The organism is Campylobacter corcagiensis (genome assembly GCF_013201645.1).
Classification (GTDB): domain Bacteria; phylum Campylobacterota; class Campylobacteria; order Campylobacterales; family Campylobacteraceae; genus Campylobacter_B; species Campylobacter_B corcagiensis.
Genome location: NZ_CP053842.1, coordinates 1,208,063 through 1,226,922 on the forward strand (window position 1 = coordinate 1,208,063; position 18,860 = coordinate 1,226,922).

22 protein-coding genes are annotated in these 18,860 nt (G+C 29.7%); 6 read left to right on the forward strand and 16 right to left on the reverse strand.

All coding sequences use genetic code 11. The annotated features are described in order from the left end of the window. Positions 1–59 precede the first annotated feature (59 nt). Complete coding sequence (locus tag CCORG_RS06200) at positions 60–1,100, forward strand: glycosyltransferase family 9 protein (protein ID WP_025803232.1); 1,041 nt, start codon at positions 60–62, stop codon at positions 1,098–1,100. Here CCORG_RS06200 and CCORG_RS06205 read toward each other — a convergent pair. Together CCORG_RS06205 and CCORG_RS06210 are read right to left on the reverse strand one after the other, a co-directional pair. Then, complete coding sequence (locus tag CCORG_RS06205) at positions 1,069–2,178, reverse strand: glycosyltransferase family 4 protein (RefSeq protein WP_025803231.1); 1,110 nt, start codon at positions 2,176–2,178, stop codon at positions 1,069–1,071. The genes CCORG_RS06200 and CCORG_RS06205 overlap by 32 nt on opposite strands. Then, complete coding sequence (locus CCORG_RS06210) at positions 2,175–3,251, reverse strand: glycosyltransferase family 9 protein (protein ID WP_025803230.1); 1,077 nt, start codon at positions 3,249–3,251, stop codon at positions 2,175–2,177. Before CCORG_RS06210 ends, CCORG_RS06205 begins: the two co-directional genes overlap by 4 nt. 88 nt (positions 3,252–3,339) lie before the next feature. On the opposite strand from CCORG_RS06210, the gene CCORG_RS06215 reads away from it, so the two are divergent. After that, complete coding sequence (locus tag CCORG_RS06215) at positions 3,340–4,431, forward strand: glycosyltransferase family 4 protein (RefSeq protein ID WP_025803229.1); 1,092 nt, start codon at positions 3,340–3,342, stop codon at positions 4,429–4,431. On the opposite strand, the gene CCORG_RS06220 is transcribed toward CCORG_RS06215, so the two are convergent. Continuing rightward, positions 4,426–5,355, reverse strand: a complete 930-nt coding sequence (locus CCORG_RS06220) for a glycosyltransferase family 9 protein (RefSeq protein ID WP_025803228.1) — start codon at positions 5,353–5,355, stop codon at positions 4,426–4,428. The two genes, CCORG_RS06215 and CCORG_RS06220, sit on opposite strands and share 6 nt — an antisense overlap. A gap of 73 nt (positions 5,356–5,428) precedes the next feature. On the opposite strand from CCORG_RS06220, the gene CCORG_RS06225 reads away from it, so the two are divergent. Both CCORG_RS06225 and waaF read left to right on the forward strand, forming a co-directional pair. After that, complete coding sequence (locus CCORG_RS06225; RefSeq protein ID WP_025803227.1) at positions 5,429–6,460, forward strand: glycosyltransferase family 4 protein; 1,032 nt, start codon at positions 5,429–5,431, stop codon at positions 6,458–6,460. Beyond that, complete coding sequence (gene waaF, locus CCORG_RS06230) at positions 6,444–7,391, forward strand: lipopolysaccharide heptosyltransferase II (RefSeq protein WP_025803226.1); 948 nt, start codon at positions 6,444–6,446, stop codon at positions 7,389–7,391. The genes CCORG_RS06225 and waaF overlap by 17 nt, the downstream gene beginning before the upstream one ends. Here the strand turns inward: waaF and CCORG_RS06235 are convergent. From CCORG_RS06235 to rpmH, 10 genes are read right to left on the reverse strand one after another with little or no spacing between them, the layout of a single operon-like run. Next, entirely contained in the window at positions 7,378–7,938 is a 561-nt protein-coding gene (locus CCORG_RS06235) for a D-sedoheptulose 7-phosphate isomerase (protein ID WP_034971523.1), read from the reverse strand. The two genes, waaF and CCORG_RS06235, sit on opposite strands and share 14 nt — an antisense overlap. 5 nt (positions 7,939–7,943) lie before the next feature. Further along, a complete protein-coding gene (gene rfaE1, locus CCORG_RS06240; protein ID WP_025803224.1) occupies positions 7,944–9,323 on the reverse strand; it encodes a D-glycero-beta-D-manno-heptose-7-phosphate kinase in 1,380 nt (459 codons plus the stop codon). Next, complete coding sequence (gene rfaD, locus CCORG_RS06245; RefSeq protein ID WP_025803223.1) at positions 9,316–10,284, reverse strand: ADP-glyceromanno-heptose 6-epimerase; 969 nt, start codon at positions 10,282–10,284, stop codon at positions 9,316–9,318. The genes rfaE1 and rfaD overlap by 8 nt, the downstream gene beginning before the upstream one ends. Positions 10,285–10,333: 49 nt before the next feature. Then, complete coding sequence (gmhB, locus tag CCORG_RS06250; protein ID WP_034971506.1) at positions 10,334–10,846, reverse strand: D-glycero-beta-D-manno-heptose 1,7-bisphosphate 7-phosphatase; 513 nt, start codon at positions 10,844–10,846, stop codon at positions 10,334–10,336. A gap of 4 nt (positions 10,847–10,850) precedes the next feature. Then, the gene (gene mnmE, locus CCORG_RS06255) at positions 10,851–12,173 is read right to left on the reverse strand and encodes a tRNA uridine-5-carboxymethylaminomethyl(34) synthesis GTPase MnmE (protein ID WP_025803221.1); all 1,323 of its coding nucleotides are present in this window, start codon (positions 12,171–12,173) and stop codon (positions 10,851–10,853) included. Between the two features lie 14 nt (positions 12,174–12,187). After that, entirely contained in the window at positions 12,188–12,907 is a 720-nt protein-coding gene (locus CCORG_RS06260; RefSeq protein ID WP_025803220.1) for a Jag N-terminal domain-containing protein, read from the reverse strand. Further along, the gene (yidC, locus tag CCORG_RS06265) at positions 12,904–14,460 is read right to left on the reverse strand and encodes a membrane protein insertase YidC (protein WP_371827746.1); all 1,557 of its coding nucleotides are present in this window, start codon (positions 14,458–14,460) and stop codon (positions 12,904–12,906) included. Before yidC ends, CCORG_RS06260 begins: the two co-directional genes overlap by 4 nt. Positions 14,461–14,478: 18 nt before the next feature. After that, positions 14,479–14,799 (reverse strand): membrane protein insertion efficiency factor YidD, encoded by a 321-nt coding sequence (gene yidD / locus CCORG_RS06270; RefSeq protein WP_025803218.1) that lies wholly within the window; start codon positions 14,797–14,799, stop codon positions 14,479–14,481. Next, positions 14,796–15,116, reverse strand: coding sequence for a ribonuclease P protein component (gene rnpA, locus CCORG_RS06275; protein ID WP_025803217.1), 321 nt, complete (start codon positions 15,114–15,116; stop codon positions 14,796–14,798). Before rnpA ends, yidD begins: the two co-directional genes overlap by 4 nt. Continuing rightward, on the reverse strand, positions 15,116–15,250 hold the full coding sequence (gene rpmH / locus CCORG_RS06280) for a 50S ribosomal protein L34 (protein ID WP_025803216.1): 135 nt from the start codon (positions 15,248–15,250) through the stop codon (positions 15,116–15,118). The genes rnpA and rpmH overlap by 1 nt, the downstream gene beginning before the upstream one ends. 133 nt (positions 15,251–15,383) lie before the next feature. Between rpmH and CCORG_RS06285 the strand changes: the two genes are divergently transcribed. Then, entirely contained in the window at positions 15,384–15,872 is a 489-nt protein-coding gene (locus CCORG_RS06285) for a DUF4149 domain-containing protein (RefSeq protein ID WP_034971505.1), read from the forward strand. A gap of 5 nt (positions 15,873–15,877) precedes the next feature. After that, the gene (locus tag CCORG_RS06290; protein ID WP_025803214.1) at positions 15,878–16,255 is read left to right on the forward strand and encodes a YbgC/FadM family acyl-CoA thioesterase; all 378 of its coding nucleotides are present in this window, start codon (positions 15,878–15,880) and stop codon (positions 16,253–16,255) included. Here CCORG_RS06290 and CCORG_RS06295 read toward each other — a convergent pair. From CCORG_RS06295 to CCORG_RS06305, 3 genes are read right to left on the reverse strand one after another with little or no spacing between them, the layout of a single operon-like run. Continuing rightward, positions 16,242–16,859, reverse strand: coding sequence for a uracil-DNA glycosylase family protein (locus tag CCORG_RS06295; protein ID WP_025803213.1), 618 nt, complete (start codon positions 16,857–16,859; stop codon positions 16,242–16,244). The genes CCORG_RS06290 and CCORG_RS06295 overlap by 14 nt on opposite strands. After that, complete coding sequence (prmC, locus tag CCORG_RS06300) at positions 16,856–17,653, reverse strand: peptide chain release factor N(5)-glutamine methyltransferase (RefSeq protein ID WP_025803212.1); 798 nt, start codon at positions 17,651–17,653, stop codon at positions 16,856–16,858. Before prmC ends, CCORG_RS06295 begins: the two co-directional genes overlap by 4 nt. Further along, positions 17,640–18,839, reverse strand: coding sequence for a M48 family metallopeptidase (locus CCORG_RS06305; RefSeq protein ID WP_025803211.1), 1,200 nt, complete (start codon positions 18,837–18,839; stop codon positions 17,640–17,642). Before CCORG_RS06305 ends, prmC begins: the two co-directional genes overlap by 14 nt. Between the last annotated feature and the right edge of the window lie 21 nt (positions 18,840–18,860).

The window sequence follows — 18,860 nt, forward strand, 5'->3', positions numbered from 1 at the left end:
TGCAATCTAGTAGTATACTAAATTTATCATTAAATAACAATTTATACCTTGGAGAATTGATGTTTTATATAGTTATATATCTATTTTTCTATCCATTTTTAAAAGTCGTATCTATCTTTAGAAAAAAAACAGACAAAAAACTCATCATACAAAACGCAGTTATTGGGGATTATGCAAATTCCAGTATTTTATTTGAACCTTTAAAGCCATTTGATATAGTACTAGCAAGTACGAATTTAGCTTTTGCTAACTACGATAACAGGATAAATAAAACATATCCTATAGATAAATTTAAAAAAGAACTTTTTGGTAGATACAAATTAGCATTTTTAATATTTTTAGAAAATTATAGTGAAGTTTATGTTTTAACACCAAATTCTCTTAATCTTTTTTTAGCTAAATTTTCATTTGCAAAAAAAATCGTAACCATAAAACCACAAAAACCAAAATTTTTTGCTCACAAAATGGTGCAAATACAACACACTACAAATGACTTAACTCTTCATAGCTATCTTAAAATGATTGGAATCAAAGAGTTAAAATATGAAAAAAAAATCCAATCGCCACTTTTTATACCAGAAGTTTCTAAGATAGAAAATAACGATAAATTTAAAATCGGCATAAGTCTAAGTGCAGGAAATAAAATCAAAACTCCACCACCACAAACATGGAACAAAATATTAAAAATCTTGTCAAATTTCGACTGCACAATTTATATATTTGGAGTAAAAGATGAAGATAAAATGCTTTCTAAACTAAATACAAAAAACCTAGATATAAGAAATTTGGTAAATCAAATTCCGTTAAAAGAACTCCCATATCATATATCACTACTAAATCTATACATATCATCAGACACTGGAAACTACTATATAGCCGATACTATGAAAATACCTACAATCTGTCTTATGGGGCCTTGTTTTTCAAGCGAGCAAAGAGGAGTTTCTAACTCTCTTATAATCAACTCATCACTACCACCAATAAGTTCTGTATTTAACACAGTACGAAACATAGACGCAAGTAGATATTTTATCTTAAGCCAAGAAGATGAAAAAAAAATATATAAATTTATTCACAATCTTTATAAAAACTCAAAATAGACTCTATGTAATTTTCTAACTTAAAAGTGTTTATTATAGCAATATCTCTTTTGTGGCTTTTTGATTTTTTAAGTTTTGAAAGAAAAACAAATAGATCTTTTGCCGTTCTATTTATAATGTGAAAATCCTCTTTTTTTGATGAAATTTCATAAAGTTCACCCATAACATCAATATTAGAAAATATAACACCAAGACCATAACCTAAAGCTTCAATCACAACCCTAGGAAGACCCTCGTTTTCTGAAAAACCAAGCAAATAATCAAATTTTGGATAAATTTCATCCATATTTTTTACAAAGCCGAGGTTTATTACTAAATTCTTTTCTATAAGCTTTTCAAGTTTTTCTTTTGTCTGTTTTTTAAATTCTCCAGATCCAGCGATATATAATTTTAAATCATCTCTTTTTAAATTTAACATAGCATCAAAAACTAGATCATGGCCTTTTAACTCTAAAAAATTAGCTGGCATTATGATAGAAATTTCATTATCGTTTTTCCTACTTTCAATACCCTCTTTTATGCATACTGGATCATATATAACTTTATTTTCAAATTTCAGATACTTACTATAAAATTTATAAGTTGAGTTAGAAACAGATATGGCTTTAAATTTAAGATTTTTTAAAATATTTATCTCAGTTTTATCAAGTGGGGCATTTTTCCTTAAGTGTTGTATGACTTTTATATTTAAATTATTAGCTGCTTGTATATATGCAAGATTTGTAGAAAAATGATTATTTAAATGTATAAAATCAAACTTATTTTTTGAAAGCAAATCATTAGCAAATTTTAAATCATTTTTATATTTTTCTTGCTTTATCAATCTTTTACAAAAAATTCTACAAATTTCTCTTTTAAATTTTGACATTTTAAATTTATTTTTTTCGCAGTATAAAATATCTATATTTCTGTTTTTTATAACATCTAATATTTTTCCCTCTTTTGTATCATAGTTATTCTCAAAAAAAACTGTAATTTTATACTCATTTTTTTTATTTAACTCATCTAAAAGATATAAAAGACTCTTAGTTCCGCCACCATACTCAATTCCAGTATCTATAAACAAAATACTTTTCATATTAACTCTTTAGATAGTTCATAAACTTCACGTGCTGAAATCTGAAGCATACATTTTTGATATTTACATCTTCTGCCAACGCATGGCACACAGGTTTTTTCTTTTTTAATAATTTTATGTATTTCTTTATCAAAATTAGGATTTGAAGCATAGGGCTGAGCAACCACAAAAAGCGTAACTGTAGGTGTTTTTAAAGCAGCTGCTATGTGAAGTGGTCCGGTATCTGGCGTGATTAATAAATCAAGCCTGTCTATTAAAGCAGCCGCGCCTCTTATACTAAAAACCCCAGCAAAATCTAAAATTCTCTCACTATTTAATGAATTTACCAACTGAGTTGTTAGTTTTTTATCACTTAAGCTTCCTGTTAAAACTATTCTTATATTTTCATCATTTAAAAACAGTTTTGCTAGTTCTACCCACTTTTCTAAAAACCACTGCCTTGATAGAGTACTAGCCCCCATTTGAAAACCAATATATTTTAAGTTGCTTTTCTTTTTAAAAACTCTATCAACCTCATCATAATCTTTTTTATCTAAAAAAAGCTCCATTCTTGTATCGCTGCTTTTTATGCCTACAAATTCCAAATATTTAAGTCTATATTTTACTACATAATCCTCCACTTCTAAAGGTTTTGGAGTATTAGAGTGAAAATTTCTAAATTCATTTTTATCATTATGCAGTTTATAAATATACTTTGCATTAGAAAGAACAGCCAAAGGAGTTGCTTGTGGCTCATTTGAATGAAGTATAAAAACAATATCAATATTTTTCTTTTTTAAGATATTTGCAACATTAAAAAACTTTTTCCATCTTCCAGCATATAAAACTACTTCATCTATATATGGGTTATTTTCAAAAAGTTTATAGTTTTTTGGATTTAATAAAGCTATTGTTTTTACATTTGGAAGATTTTGTTTAAAAGCTCGAAATACAGGGGTATTAAACAAAGTATCGCCAATTGCAGTATTGCTAAAAAAGCACACTGTTTTAAACTCTTCTTGGACTAGATCTGATTTAGTTATTTTTTTATTTTTAATCAAAAAATAAGCTATTTTTCTAAAAATTTTTTTCATATCATCTCCAAAGATTGCAATTTTAACCATAGTTTTATAAAATTATTAGTAAAATCAAAGCTTAATTATACACAAAAAAGTTGAAAATATGAAAAAAATAAAAGTTTTACATACCGAGTGGAGCGATGGCTGGGGCGGTCAAGAAATAAGAATAATAAACGAAGCAATTGCCATTAGAGAAAAATATGAAGTTGAGATATTTATCGCTTGTAGAGAAAATTCCAAGATACTACAAAAAGCAAATGAGGCTAATATAAAAACATTTATTTTGCCATTTAGATCAAATTTTGACATAAAAACTATTTTCGGATTAATCAAGATTATTAAAAAAAATAAAATAGATATAATAAATACTCACAGCGGAAAAGATACTTGGGTTGGAGGAATTGCAGCAAAACTAGCTGGTATAAAATTTATAAGAACAAGACATTTATCAAATAAAATTAATCCTTCAAGGCTAAATTTTATAAATTCTTTGGCTGATTTTATCATCACAACTGGCGAAAGTGTAAAAGAGGCTATGATAAAAGAAAATAGAATTGATAAAGATAAAATTATATCAATACCAACTGGAATTAATGACAATATTTTTAATCCTGAAATTTATGATAAAGATGAGTGTTTAAAGACTTTAAATCTTGAAAATGATAAAATTTATGTAGGAAATTTAGCTGTTCTTAGAGCCTTTAAACGACATGATGTGTTTTTAAAAATAGCTTTAAAAATACACAAAGATTTCCCAAATATTATCTTTTTAATAGCTGGAGATGGACCTAAAAAACAAGACTTGATTGCTTTTATAAAGCAAAATAACATGTCAGATTATGTAAAACTTTTAGGGCATTGTAAAAATCCAGAAATTTTTTTAAAAGCAATCCATATTTTTATGCTTACATCTGATTCAAAAGAAGGTGTGCCACAATCTTTAATGCAAGCTTTGTTAATGAAAAATGCTTGTATATCGACAAATATTGGAAGCATTCCTGATTTATATAATGGGTCAAATTTTATAATGACTGATTTTGATGAAGAAAAATTATATAGCGAACTAAAAGGGCTATTAAGCGATAAAGAAAAGGTAAATTTTTATCAAAACAACGCTAGAGAATTTGTTAAAAATAACTTTACAAAAGATATTATGGCTAATAAAATTTATGAAATTTATAAAAGAATTTTATAAAAAATTTTCAATATTGCTATAAATTTCTTCTAAGTTGATATTCTCAGCAATTTTTGTTTCATCTTGCAAAACAACACATTTTGCACTACAAGATATTGGTTTCCAGCGATTTATATCTGTTTTGCCAAAAAGTATAAGCGTATCAACTCCCATAGCTGGGGCTAAATGAGCTATCCCACCATCAAGAGTTATCAAAAACTTTGCCTCATATATATAAGAAGCGAGTTCTTGTAGATTTTTGGTTTGTAAATATTTTACTTTTGTGATTTGTGATATTTGTTTTGCAAAATCACTATCTTCAGCTGTTATTATGATATTTATTGTTTTAGTTTTTATGTAAGATAAAATTTGACATATTTTATCTTTGCTTAGTTGATTTTGTTCTATTCTTGAAGATATATGAAAAAATATAAAATTAGAATATAAGCTATTTTTATGATTTGGTAAGAAAAATGTCTTTTCATCACACTCTTTAACGTCTAATGGCTTTAGAATTTCATAGCAAAGTTTTATTTCATTTATCTGTTTTTGTGGTACTTTTATAGTTACAAAACTAGCCTGATTTTTCTCATCAATACCGATAATCTCTTTTGCGTTTGAAACTTTTGCAAAAAGCCCAGCGTTTTTTGAATAAGAACTCCTAAAAATAACACAAATATCATACTTTTCTTTTTTTATTTTGTATAAAATTTTAGTTTTTTCTATAAGAGCTGCAATTTTATCATTCAATCTCTTTTTGTGCTTTGTTTTTGTGTAGATATAAATTTTATCCAAAAAAGGATTGTTTTCAACTACAAAAGAATTTAAGCTATTTACAACTATATCTATTTTAGCGTCTTGATATTTTTTTCTTAAAGCCTCGATAGCTGGTGTAGTACAAACCAAATCCCCGATATTATCATTCCTAATAAGTAAAATTTTCAAAATAAGCCTTAAAAATAAAATGAAACTCTCATTATAACCAAGTTTTCATAAAATTTATTGTAAAATTACTCTTATGAAAAAAATAGTATTTCTAAGAATTAACCCAAAGGCTGTCGGAGGCGCTGAAAAGTATCTTCAAAGAGTTGTTTATGTTTTAAAACAAAACGGTATAAAGCATGAAATTCGCTCCTTTAATGGCAACCAAAAAATTCCTTCATGGCTAAAAGCTTTGAAATTTAATCATCAAGTTTGTAAACAAAAAAGTAAAGATGAAATTTATTTTAGCCTTGAAAGAGTTGGGTGTGCTGATATTTACAGAGCTGGTGATGGAGTTCATAAAGTTTATAGAAATCAAAAAAAACTATGGTTTTTAAACCCTTTAAATTTCGTATATCCATACTTAGAAAGAAAATGTTTTGAAAATTCTAAAAAAATCATAACAAATTCAAACTTCATAAAAGATCAAATCATAAAAACATATAACATTAACCCGCAAAAAATACAAACTATTTATAACGGAGTAAATTTGCCAAACAAAGTAGACAAAGTAAAAACTAAAACTGAAATTTGTGCTAAATTTAATCTTGATCTTAAAAAACCACTCATTCTTTTTGTTGGAAGTGGCTTTAAAAGAAAAGGCGTAAAAGAATTTTTAACTATCCTAAAAAATTTAAATTCCAACTATAGTTCCATCATAATAGGCAAAGATAAAAATATAAAAAAATATATAAATTTAACTAAAAATTTAGGTCTTGATACGCTTTTTTTAGGGGTTAGAGATGATGTTAATAAATTTTACGAAGCAAGTGATATTTTTGTGTTTCCAACTTATTATGAACCATTTTCAAATGTTATCCTAGAAGCACTTAGTTATGGATGTGTGTGCTTTACGACTAAGCAAAACGGGGCTAGTGAGATTTTAGATAATGAGTTTATAATGAACTCTCCAAATGATTTGAAAATCTCAAAAACTATAGATAAATTTTTAAATAATGCTAGCTTACTTCAAACTCAAAGTCAAAAAAATATAGAAATTTCAAAAAAATTTAGCATTGAAAACAATGTAAAACTCACTATGGAGATTATAAATGAAAATCTTTATTGAACTTCCTACTTGGCTTGGGGACGGGGTTATGGCAAGTATGGCTGTTGAAAACATAGCGTTAAATTTTCCTAAAGCAAAGATTACATTTTTTGGCTCATTTGCTTCAACTTCTTTATATCAAAATCATCCAAATTTAGAAAAAATAGTCATAGATGAGAGTAAAAAAACCAAATTTAGATATATAAAGCTTTATCAAACTATAAAAAGCTTTGATAAATTTGATATAGCTATAAGTTTTCGAAGCCATTTTGCTACTAAATTTAGTATGTTTTTTCTAAAAGCTAAAAAAAAGTATATCTTTGATAAAAACTCATATCAAGGTCATCAAGCAGAAAAATATTTAGATTTTGTAACAAAAAGTCTAAATTTAGACCAAAAACAAAGTGAACTAAAGTTATATTTTAAGCCAAAAATATTTAGCAAAAAAACACTCGGTCTAAATCCAGGTGCAAGCTATGGAAGTGCGAAAAGATGGTATCCTAGTTACTTCGCAGAAGTTGCTACTGCTTTATCAAAAGAGTATGATATCTTAATATTTGGCACAAAAAATGAAGCTAAAATCTGTAACGAAATAGCTGATATCTTAAAAGAGAAAAATATAAATTTTATAAACTTATGTGGTAAAACTAGCATCCAAGAGCTTTGCCAAAATATCGCAGGATTATCACTTTTTATAACAAACGATAGTGGTCCTATGCATATCGCAGCGTCTTATAAAACACCAACTATAGCACTATTTGGTCCTACAAGGTGGTTTGAGACAAGCCCTTATAAAAACTCAAAATCTAAGATAGTTCGCCTTGATTTAGCCTGTATGCCTTGTATGAAAAGAACTTGCCCTATAAAAACGCACAAGTGCATGAAAAATTTAACTCCTGATATGGTTTTAAAAGCCTACAAAGAGTTAAATTTAACCTCTATAAATCCTTAAAGGCATCATCTATTGCTTGGCAAATCGTATGTTCTATAAGTAGGTGCATCTCTTGAATTCTAGCTGTGTCGCTACTAGGAACTACTAAATTTAAATCACAATACTCATTCATCGCACCACCGCCTTTGCCACTAAGCCCTAAGGTTTTACAACCTATACTTTTAGCAAATTCTAGTGTGTTTATCACATTTTTTGAGTTTCCGCTTGTTGAGATTCCAAAAAACAGGTCACCCTTTCTAGCTAATGCTTTAGCTTGCCTTAAAAAAACAAACTCATATCCATAATCATTTCCAATAGCTGTTAGTGCTGAAGTATCAGTCGTTAGCGCTATACCTGCTAAAGGAGTTCTTTCGCTTTTGTATCTTCCAGTTAACTCAGCTGCTACATGCTGTGCATCAGCCGCGCTTCCGCCATTTCCAAATAGTAAAATCTTACCACCGTTTTTAAGCGTTTGAACTACCATTTCGCACGCTTTTTCTATATCATCAGCTATTTTATAAGTGTTTTTAATCGTCTCATAGTGAGCATCTAGCTCACCTTTTATCATATCTTTCACTCTTTTATCCTTTTTATTATATTTGTTGTACTAAAGCCATCTTTAAATTCTATAAGCTCAACTCTTTTAGCTATATCACTTCCAACAACCTCTTTATTTGCGTAATCTGCACCCTTTACAAGCACATCTGGTTTAATTTTTTTGATAAGTTCATAAGGGGTGTCTTCATCAAATATCACAACATAATCAACGCTTTGAAGACCTGCTAAAACCGTAGCTCTAGAAATTTGTGAGTTTATAGGGCGAGTGTTACCTTTTAGTCTTTTAACAGAAGCATCAGAATTTAACCCAAGCACAAGCACACCACCAATAGCTTTTGCTTTAGCAAGATAGCTTACATGACCTGCGTGAAGTATATCAAAACAACCATTTGTAAAGATTACTTGTTTATTATTAGCACTTAAAATTTCTAAAATTTCATCAACTGTTTTTATCTTTTTAAGCGGATCCCAGCAACTTGTAAATTTATCATACTCAGCTATTTCACTAAGTGTAACAGTTGCACTTCCTACTTTACTAACAACCACAGCAGCAGCTTTATTTGCTAAAATAGTAGCGTTTTTAATGCTCATTTTACTTGCTAAAGCATATCCTAAAGTGGCTAAAACCGTATCTCCAGCACCTGTTACATCATAAACTTCTCTAGCAATAGCAGGTATAATCTCTAAGCTTTTATCATAAAAAGCTATGCCTTTTTCTGAAAGCGTTATAAGAGAGTACTTTAAATTTAGATCATTTTTAAGCTTAACTATAGCATCTTTTAAACTAACATCATCTTTTATATCAATACTAGTTGCAATCGCTGCTTCTTTGCGGTTTGGCGTAAGAAGCGTTGCACCGCTATATTTTGAATAATCCTTACCTTTTGGATCAACTAGGACAAATTTATCTTTTGATTGTTTTATTATCTCTTTACAAATTCTAGGCGTTAAAACGCCTTTTGCATAATCACTTAAAAGCACACCATCAAATTGTGGCAAAATTTCACTAAATTTTGATAGAAGTTTATCTTCGCTATCTTGAGTGATATTTTCTTTACTCTCTTTATCAAAGCGAACTATTTGCTGAGATACTGCCATGAGCCTAGATTTTTGGCTTGTTTTTCTGCCATTTTCTTTAACTAAGAATTTATAATCCACTTCGCTAAGTAGATCTAAAATTTGATCAGCCCTATTATCATCTCCAACAACGCTTAAAACACCAACTCTAGCACCTAAAGATTTAAGGTTTGCTATGACATTTCCAGCACCGCCAAGGCGTTTATCTTCTTGCTTTATATCTACAACTTGCACGGGTGCTTCAGGAGAAATTCTATCACAATCCCCCCAAAGATAGTGATCTATCATCAAGTCCCCAACAACTAAAATACTAACCATTTACTTCGCTTTCATAAATTCTATTTATCTCAGAAATATAGTCTTTTATGCCATCTTCAAGGCTAAATTTTGGCTCATATCCTAAATCTGTTTTAGTATCTAATATATTAGCTTGAGTATGAAACTGATACTGTTTTACAAAAGGGTTTTTTATATACTCACTGCCTAAATTTGTGCCAAGTTCACGCTGTAAAATATCAGCAATATTTTGAAAACTCCTAGCCTTACCAGTTGCAAGGTTATAAATACCGCTTTTTTTCGCATTTAAAGCTAGTTCATTTCCTAAAACAATATCTTTTATGTAAACAAAATCTCGCTTTATCTTATCACTTCCTTCAAAAAGTTTTGGAGCTTTACCACTTAAAATTTGAAGTCCAAATTGAAGAACCATAGAGGCTGTTTTGTCTTTAAAATACTCACCACTGCCATAAACATTAAAGTATCTAAAACCTATAATATGAAGCTTTTTAAAAAATTTAAAAGCGAGTTTATCCATCATGAGTTTTGAAAAACCATAAACATTCCTAGGACTTTCACACTCGCCTACTGTTTGTGGACTTTTTGCATTGCCATAAGTAGCAGCTGAGCTTGCATAAATTAGCTTAGAGTTTAGATCTTTTGCGATTTCTATTAGATGACTAAACGAGTTTAAATTCGTCCTAATTAGCAAGTCTTGCTCACTAACTGTAGTATCGCTAATGGCTGCTTGGTGAAAAATAGTGTCTGGGCGAAATTTTTTTATCTTTTTTAAGGTGGCTTTATCATTAATATCGCCTTCTAAAATTTCGCCTTCAAAACCTAGTAAATTTTTATAATGTCCAAAGCTTTTAAGGTTACCATTTGAAAATCTATCGCTATTTCTAAAAATATCAATAACTAAAACTTCATCACCTTTTTTATCAAAGTGTTTAGCAAGATTTGAACCGATAAATCCAGCCCCACCTGTTACAACAATTCTCATAAATTTCCTTAAATTTAAAATGTAAAATTATAGCTAAAAAAAGAAAATTTCAGGAATTTGGTATGGTTTGTAAGATATTTTTAAAAGTTTTAAAGTAGGTATTATGTTGCGGATTTAATTTGCTATTTATTAAGTACAAATCCCCAACTCCAGCAGCTTTTCCAGCCCCCATATCGCTTATTTTATCGCCAAAGAAAATGCTTTTTTTAAGATCAATATCAAACTCATCCTTAGCTTTTAAAATCATACCTGGCTTTGGCTTTCTACAGCTACAGTTATCATCTGGAGAATGCGGACAAAAGTATACTTTTTTGATATAAATTTGCTCTTTTTCTAGCTCATTAAGCATAAATTTTGTTAAATTTAAAAACTCATCTTTTGTATAATATCCACGTGCTATGCCGGATTGATTTGTTATGATAAAAAGCTCATAGCCTAAGTTTTGATAGTATCTTAAAACCTCAAAAACATCATCCATAAATTTAAAATTTTCTTCTTTATAGACATAGCCAAAATCCTCATTTATAACGCCATCTCTATCTAAAAATAGTGCTTTTATCATAAATTTATTTACCTAAACAGAAATTTGAAAACATCTCATCTAAAATTTCACTTCTCTCAAATGGCCTTGATATGCTTGAAATTTCAGCTATAGCTAAATTTATCTCATAAGCAAAAAGCTCTAAAACGCTCTCCTCAAGCTGAAATTTAGCTCTTTTTAAAGACTCTAGGGCATTTTTAGTAGCATTTATCTGTCTTGTAGTTATGAGCATAATCCCATCGTAGTTTTGGCTATCTAGGTATTTTTTAAGCTCATCAAGTAGTGGTTTGAGTGAGCTTTTAGTTGAAATTTCTATTCCTGTTATATTAGAACTTAGCTTTCTATCTAAGTCACTTTTATTTATAACTTTTATCACTTTTTTATCTAGATTTTTTAGAATTTCAAGGATTTTTTCATCCTCTTTATCCTCTACTCTAGAACTATCAAAAACAGCTATTATTATATCAGCTTCATTTGCCACTCTTAAAGAGTGTTTTATGCCTAGATTTTCTACATTTGACTTACCATCTCTAATGCCTGCTGTGTCTATTATACGAACTAAATGAGTGCCAATTAACAGGCTTTCTTCTATCGTATCTCTAGTTGTTCCTGCTTCATCACTGATAATAGCTCTATCTTTTTTTAAAAGTGCGTTTAAAATGGAGCTTTTTCCAACATTTGGCTTACCAATAATGGCTACTTTAAAGCCTTCAACTAAGCCTTTTCTTTGACTACTAACTTCTACAATGTCACTTAATTTTTGGATATTTTTATCAAGCATACTGTTTATACTAGATAAAATATCACTAGGTAAATCTTCATCAGCATAATCTATACAAGTCTCAACATAAGCTAGTGTTTTAACTAACTCACCCCTTAACTCATCAATGAATTTTCCAAGTTCACCTTCAAGTTGGCGAGATAGAATTTTATGACTATCAGTTGAGCGTGAATTTATAAGGGCTTGAATAGTTTCAGCTTTACTTAAACTCATCTTTGAATTTAAAAAAGCTCTTTTGCTAAACTCGCCAGGCTGAGCTATTCTAGCTCCTAAATTTAGTAAATTTTCTATAACTAAATTTGAGACGCTAAAACCACCATGAGTTTGAAATTCAACTATATCTTCGCCCGTGAAGCTATTTGGTGCTTTAAAATACAAAATTATGCCTTCATCTATAAGCTCACCATTTACACTATAAATTTTAGCAAATTTAGCCTCTCTTGGGCGTAGATTATTAACTTTTAAAAGCTTTAGCGATAGCTTTAGAGCATCTTTTCCACTAACTCTTACGATAGATATCGCACCAACTCCATTTGCTGTAGCAGTAGCGACAATTGTATCAAACATAGCTATAAGCAACGCTATTTCTTAGCGTCACGCCTTTCATTTATCACGATAAACCTGCCATTTTTTGAGTTTCTAGCTCCGACATATTTATCAGGAAAACGCTCTCTTAACTTACTTAGAGCAATTTTTACAAGAACGCCATCAAGTGGTTTAGTTTGAGCTTTGCCACCAGACTCTACTTTTTCTATGATATCTACAAGATAAGCATCTATCATCTCTTCTTGATTTTTTAGAAATTCAGAAATTTCTAAGCGGATATGGTAGCCATATTTAAAATTTATCCAGTTATAAAGAAGATAAGAAAGAGCTTTATAACGGTGCCCTTCTCTACCTATAAGAAGGGCTGCGTCTTTTCCGTCAAGCTTTATATCTATAGTTGTATTATCAAAACTACTAACATCTACAACGCTAATATCAAAGCACCCAGTACCAAAAAGAGTATCTAATCCACTTTTTATCTCATTTATGACTTTATGTATACTTTTTTTATTTTTACTGTCAAATCTTTTCTCGCTTTTATTTTGAGGTTTTTTCTCAACCCTAGGCTCAGCTTTTATGTTTTCTGTACTAACTTTTAAATTTGAAGCCTCAATAATAGCATTTTTTTTAAAAAATCCTAAAATTCCCTTACTAGGGTGCTGCAAGACTTTCATGTCAAGATCAAGAGTGGAGCAGTTAAGCTCTTTAGCAGCTTTTATTATTGCCTCTTCAAGAGTTTGTGCTTCTACTCTCATTTTAAGACCTCTTTATCAGCTTTTTTTATCTCTTCTGCTTCTTTTTTCTTTTTGATTATACGGTTGATAACTGCTTGTTGAAGAACTGATAAAAGGTTGTTTGTCGCCCAGTATAGAGTAAGACCTGCTGCAAAAAATGCCATAAATATACCAAATATAAAAGGCATTGCTTTCATAATCTTTTCTTGCATAGGATCTTGGAAAGTGGCATTTGTCATTTTTTGTTGTAGCCACATAGAAAAAATCATAATAATAGGCAAGATAAAATATGGATCTTTATCTGCAAGATTATCTATCCAAAGTATCCAAGGTGCACCTTGAAGTTCAATAGCGTTTACTAAAACTCTATAAACTGCAAAAAATACTGGAATTTGTAGAAGTATCGGCAAACAGCCACCCATTGGGTTTGCTCCACTTTGTCTATAAAGCTCCATAACTTTTTGCTGCATTTTTTGTGGATTATCTTTATATTTTTCTTGAATCTCTTTTATCTTAGGAGCTACATCTTTTAGTTTATTCATTGAGACCATTCCCCTAATGGTAAGTGGTGCTAAGAAAAGTCTTATAATTATAGTCATTAAAACTATCGCCCAACCCCAGTTTCCTGTTAGGTTATATAAATAACTTAAAAAGCTAAACATCGGCTTAGCTAAAAATGTGAAAAATCCATACTCTATAATGTCTATTAACTCAGGATCAATACTTTTTAAAAGCTCTTTATTTTTTGGTCCTATAAAGCCATTGACACTAAAATCTCCACTTGCGCTAACAAATACTTGATTTGCATTAGAATTCTCATTTAATATAACATTTAAAGGTGAGTTGAAACTATAAAAAACTGTCGCATAGTATCTATCAAAAGATGAAATAATATCTATATCATTATAAACTTCGCCACCTTTATCAACTTTTCCATCTTTAATAACTTCTAAACTTTTATCTTCTGCCTCTCTTAAAAGCGTTCCATTTATCGCCATTCTATCAGCTAAAATATCTGGTCTCATTCCAGAAGAGATGAAATATTCTAAATCTTTATTTAAACTAACATCAAGTTTATAGTTGCCTTTTTGTGAAATGGTTATTGTTTTTTTTACTATAACTTCGCCCAAATCTTGAGTTAAGACTACTGTTTGATCGCCACTAGTTAAATCTAAATTTGCACTATTTGCTACATATGGCACTTCAAAAGCCTTTTTATTAATCTCTTGATCGCTAAAGCGAATTTCAAGCGGAAGTGGCGAAGCATTTACGCCTATTAAATCAAGCTGCTTTCCTTCTTTATCTACATAAATTCTATCGTTTAAAACAAATGAGTTAAAGCGTCCCAGCTCATCAATCGTAGCTTTAAAATAGCGTGAATTTATTGTAGTAATAACGCTTTTTTGCTCTTCTACAGGGGCTTTTTTGGAAACATTTGATTTTGCTACTGGTGCATCGTACTGTGAAGAAGTAACTGTTTGATTTGTATCTTTAAATTTTGAGAGATAAAAGTAGTCATAACCTAAAAAAAATAGCAGGGTTAAAACAATAGCCAAAATGGCTCTTTTTTGCATTGAATTATCATCTATCACTTAATCATCCTTGTTTACTCTTTTTACTATATAATATTTACTATCTTTATATGGCACAAACCAAAGTTTAAGCTTTAAGTTCCTTTTTGAAGGATCAAATTTTACAAAATTAAAATCTCTTTTTATCAAAGGATAATCAAAGCCGCCTTTAAAAAACTGGTTGCACCTTAAAATTCTTAAAAAACTCGCATTAAATGCTTTTAAAAATGAGTTGTTTTCAAACTGCCATAAGGCATACTCTGAGCAACTAGGATAGTAACGGCAAGAGTTGGGCTTTAAAGGCGAGATAAATTTCTGGTAAAATCTTATCAAATTTCTCATTTTTCTGCTTCTAGCCTTTTAAAAGACCATTTAAGACTCTTTACAACGCTACTAAATTCCATATCATTTATATTTGCCCTTGTTATAATGACATAAATTCCGGGCTTTAGTCTATCTTTTAGCTCTAAAAAAGCAGCTCTTACTACTCTTTTAGCTCTATTTCTTTTGACTGCGTTACCTATTTTTTTACTTGCAATAACGCCAAATTTATTATCACTTGAAGCTAAATAATAGACAACTGCTGGATCGCAGTGCCACTTTTTAGCCTTTTCATAAACTATACTAAACTCCTGTGACTTAACAGGAGAAAACTCCACTAAGCCGCCAATCTTTTTCTACCTTTAGCTCTTCTAGCTCTAATAACTCTTCTACCATTTTTAGTCTTCATTCTAGCTCTAAAGCCGTGAGTCCTTTTATGAGGCGTGTTATGTGGTTGATATGTTCTTTTCATGCTAATCCTTTTTTGAAATTTTAAAACGCTAATTATATCTAAAGCATACTTAAAAAAAGATAAGCTTTAAGAGTTAAATTTAAAACTAATTGTTTATCTTTAACTAGTAAAATTTGAAATTTAAAGGATAAATATGAGAAAAATTCTAAACATATATCTATTTTTATTAGCACTTTTAGTTGGATTAGAGATCTCAGCTGGAGCATTTGTAGCACCTGTGATATTCTATCCTGATGAGCTTATTGGCAAAGGAGTACTAACTCATTTTCAAAGCGGAATTTTAATGAGTGAAATCTTTGTAAGATTTAACAATGTTTTGCTTTTTGTCTCAGCCGTTGCTTTTATATATGAAGCAGTAAATTTAGCTAAAAGTAAAAATGAAAGCTTTAATCTAAGATTTTCAACATTTATGCTAGCTTTTATAAATGCTTTGCTTGCAGCTTCGTTTGTTTTTTACTTCACAGACTACATATTAGAAGCTCAAAAATTAGGTCCAGAAGCAACTATAGAAAGTGAAAGCTTTGCTAAGATGCATGGTGCAAGTGAGTGGGTTATGAAGATTATGCTTTTTGCTCAAACTATACTTTTTTTCATTAGATTTCCAAGAAAAGTTGAGTATTAATCTAAATGAAAATACGAGTTTACTACGAAGATACTGATGCTGCTGGCATTGTATATCACGCTAACTATATCAAATATTGCGAAAGAGCTAGAAGTGAGCTATTTTTTAGTAACGGTGTAGTAAAATTTAGCCCAAATTCTCACTTTGTAGTTACAAAAATAGAGGCAAATTTCTTAGCGACTGCATCTTTAGGTGATGTTTTAGAAATCAAAGGGCGGGTTTTAGAACTTAAAAAAGCAAGTGCCGTTATGCTTCAAGAGATCTTTAAAGATGATAAAAAAATATTTGAAGCTAAGATAAAAGTTGCTTTTGTAGTGGATAAAAAACCAACTAAGATGAGCGATAAAGTTTTAGAATTTATGGAGAAATTTAAGGAGTTTTGATAAACTCTTTAGCTCTTTTTATGCTTTCTATAAATTCATCTTTTTTGCTTGGATTTTTTAAGATATAATCCAAACTGTCAAGTGGCATAATTAAAGAGTATTTATACTTAAAAAGTGAGCCTTTTAAAGAGTCAAAACTCACACTACTTTTTAAAACCACTCTACTTACTAGCTCACCCATTGTTAAAATAAGTTTTGGAGATAGCTTTTCTATCTCTTCAAAAAGGTAATCCTTGCACATAGAAACTGAAATTTCATCATAATTTCCATAACATTTAAGCAAAAAACTATATGAAATTTTATAATTTTTAAAAATTTCATATAAAGTATTACAAAATTTTAGTGTGTTTTTACAGGCTTTTATATCTGCTTTTAAATTTTGAGTCTCATTTGGGCTTTTAAAAATAACCATAATATCAGCACTTTTTGAGCTTAAAATAAGCGGTGTTTTTCTACTTTTAGATAAAGAGCATAACTCACAACTTTTAACACATCTATTTAAAGAGTCTAAATCCATAAAAAAACTAGAATTCTTAAGAGAAATTTCATCTATAAATTTATACCCCATTGCTTTATGAAAATAAAGATTTTTAAGACTACTCAAAGAAAAAGCCTCTGTGCTACAAAACCCCTATCAAAGCCAGCTAAGTCCTTATAAAAAGTATAACTAAAGCCATTTTTTTTAAGCTCTTTTTCTAGAGAATTTTTTTGATCATATCCCATTTCGCAAGCTAAAATTTTTGTTTTATCTTTTGCTAAAGCAATAATTTGTTTTAAAATTTCATCTCCTTTTTCACCACCAAAAAGAGCTAAACTTGGCTCATTTCTTACCCATTTATCAAGTTTGTAGCTATTTTTTATATATGGTGGATTTGAGACGATTATATCGAAATTCTCGCTAAGTCCATCAATCAAAGATGTATGATAAAATTTAATATCAAGATTATATTTACTAGCGTTAAATTTCGCTATTTTTAGTGCTTTTTCACTTATATCAGTTGCAACTATTTTTGCTTTTGGCAAATTTAGCTTTAGCATTATGCTAATTATCCCACTACCAACGCCAATCTCACAAATTTTAGGATTTTCAAATCTTTTTGCTATATCTATAACTTTACTAACTAAAATTTCAGTCTCAAAGCGTGGAATTAAGACATTTTGATCTACCTTAAATTCCTTATCCATAAAAGTCGCACTACCTGTTATATACTCAAGTGCAACTCCTGCTTTGTAAAGTTTTACATTTGTAAAATATGCACTATCTTTTTTAAGTTCATCATTTAATGCAAGTAAAAGCTCATTTGTAGTAACTTTAAGATGAAATTTCATAAGCTCTCTAGCTACGAATTTACTCTCGCACTCCTTAGATGCAAGAGCTATAGCCTCAGCGACCTTCAAGTTCTTCTATCCTTTCAAAAAGTGTTGGATGAGAGTGATAAATAGCTGAGTAGAGCTTATGTGATTTAGGAAAAGCTTTGTTTTCGCTTCCAAGTTTTTTAAGTGCTGATACCATATCTTCGCTATTTTGAATATCTGCACCATGCTTGTCAGCTGCAAATTCTTTTTTCCTACTTAAAGTTGATAAAACTGGAGTAGCGATAAATCCTAAAAGAGTTGATAAAATCATAAGCATCACAATAATTGAGCCACTACTTTTTGCCACTCCAACTGCTTGAAAAACTGAAGTTGGTAGATTTCCAAATATAAAAAACATCATAAATATCATAACAGCTGAATATAGTAAATTTCGCTTTATATCGCCGTGTTTAAAATGCCCTAGTTCATGCCCAAGAACAGCTAAAATTTCACCACGACTAAGCTTTTTAATAAGTGTGTCAAAAAGTACTACTCTTTTTGAGCTTCCAAGCCCACCAAAATAAGCATTTAAACGGTTATCTCTTTTACTAGCATCTATTGTAAAAATTCCACTACTTTTAAACCCACACTCATTTAAAAGTCTCTCAATATCACCCCTTAAATCATCATCTTCCAAAGGGCTCATTTTGTTAAACATAGGAGCTATAAGAGTTGGATATAAAAAATTTATAGCTAAAACTATGATAAAACTTAAAATTCCAGCCCAAATCCACCAAGAACTGCCTAAAAAATTGACACATAAAATAAGTAGCCAAACCATAATTGATCCAGCAATAAGCGTTATAACAAGGGTTTTTAAAGTATCAATTATAAATATTTTTACAGTCATATTTGAAAAGCCAAATTTCTTATCTTTTACAAATTTAGAGTAAATTTCAAGTGGTAAACTAAGAAGTGAATTTATCAAAATAAAGCTCATCACAAAAGCTAAATTTTCTAAAACAGTGCCATTTACAACTATATTTTGATATAGAAATTTAAGCCCAAAACCTAACCAAAAAACAACTACAAAAAAGTCATAAACCACGCTAAAAGCCTTGAATTTATGATTTTCTATCCCAATGGCTGCAGCTTTTTTATACTCACTTTCATCTAAAACAACAGCTTTATTTTTAGCTTCAGTCTTAATAAAATTTAACTCTAAAATTTCTAAATAAATTTGAACCAAAGAGTAGAGTAAAAAAGCCGTTATTAATACACATAACATATATAATCCTTATAAATTTTA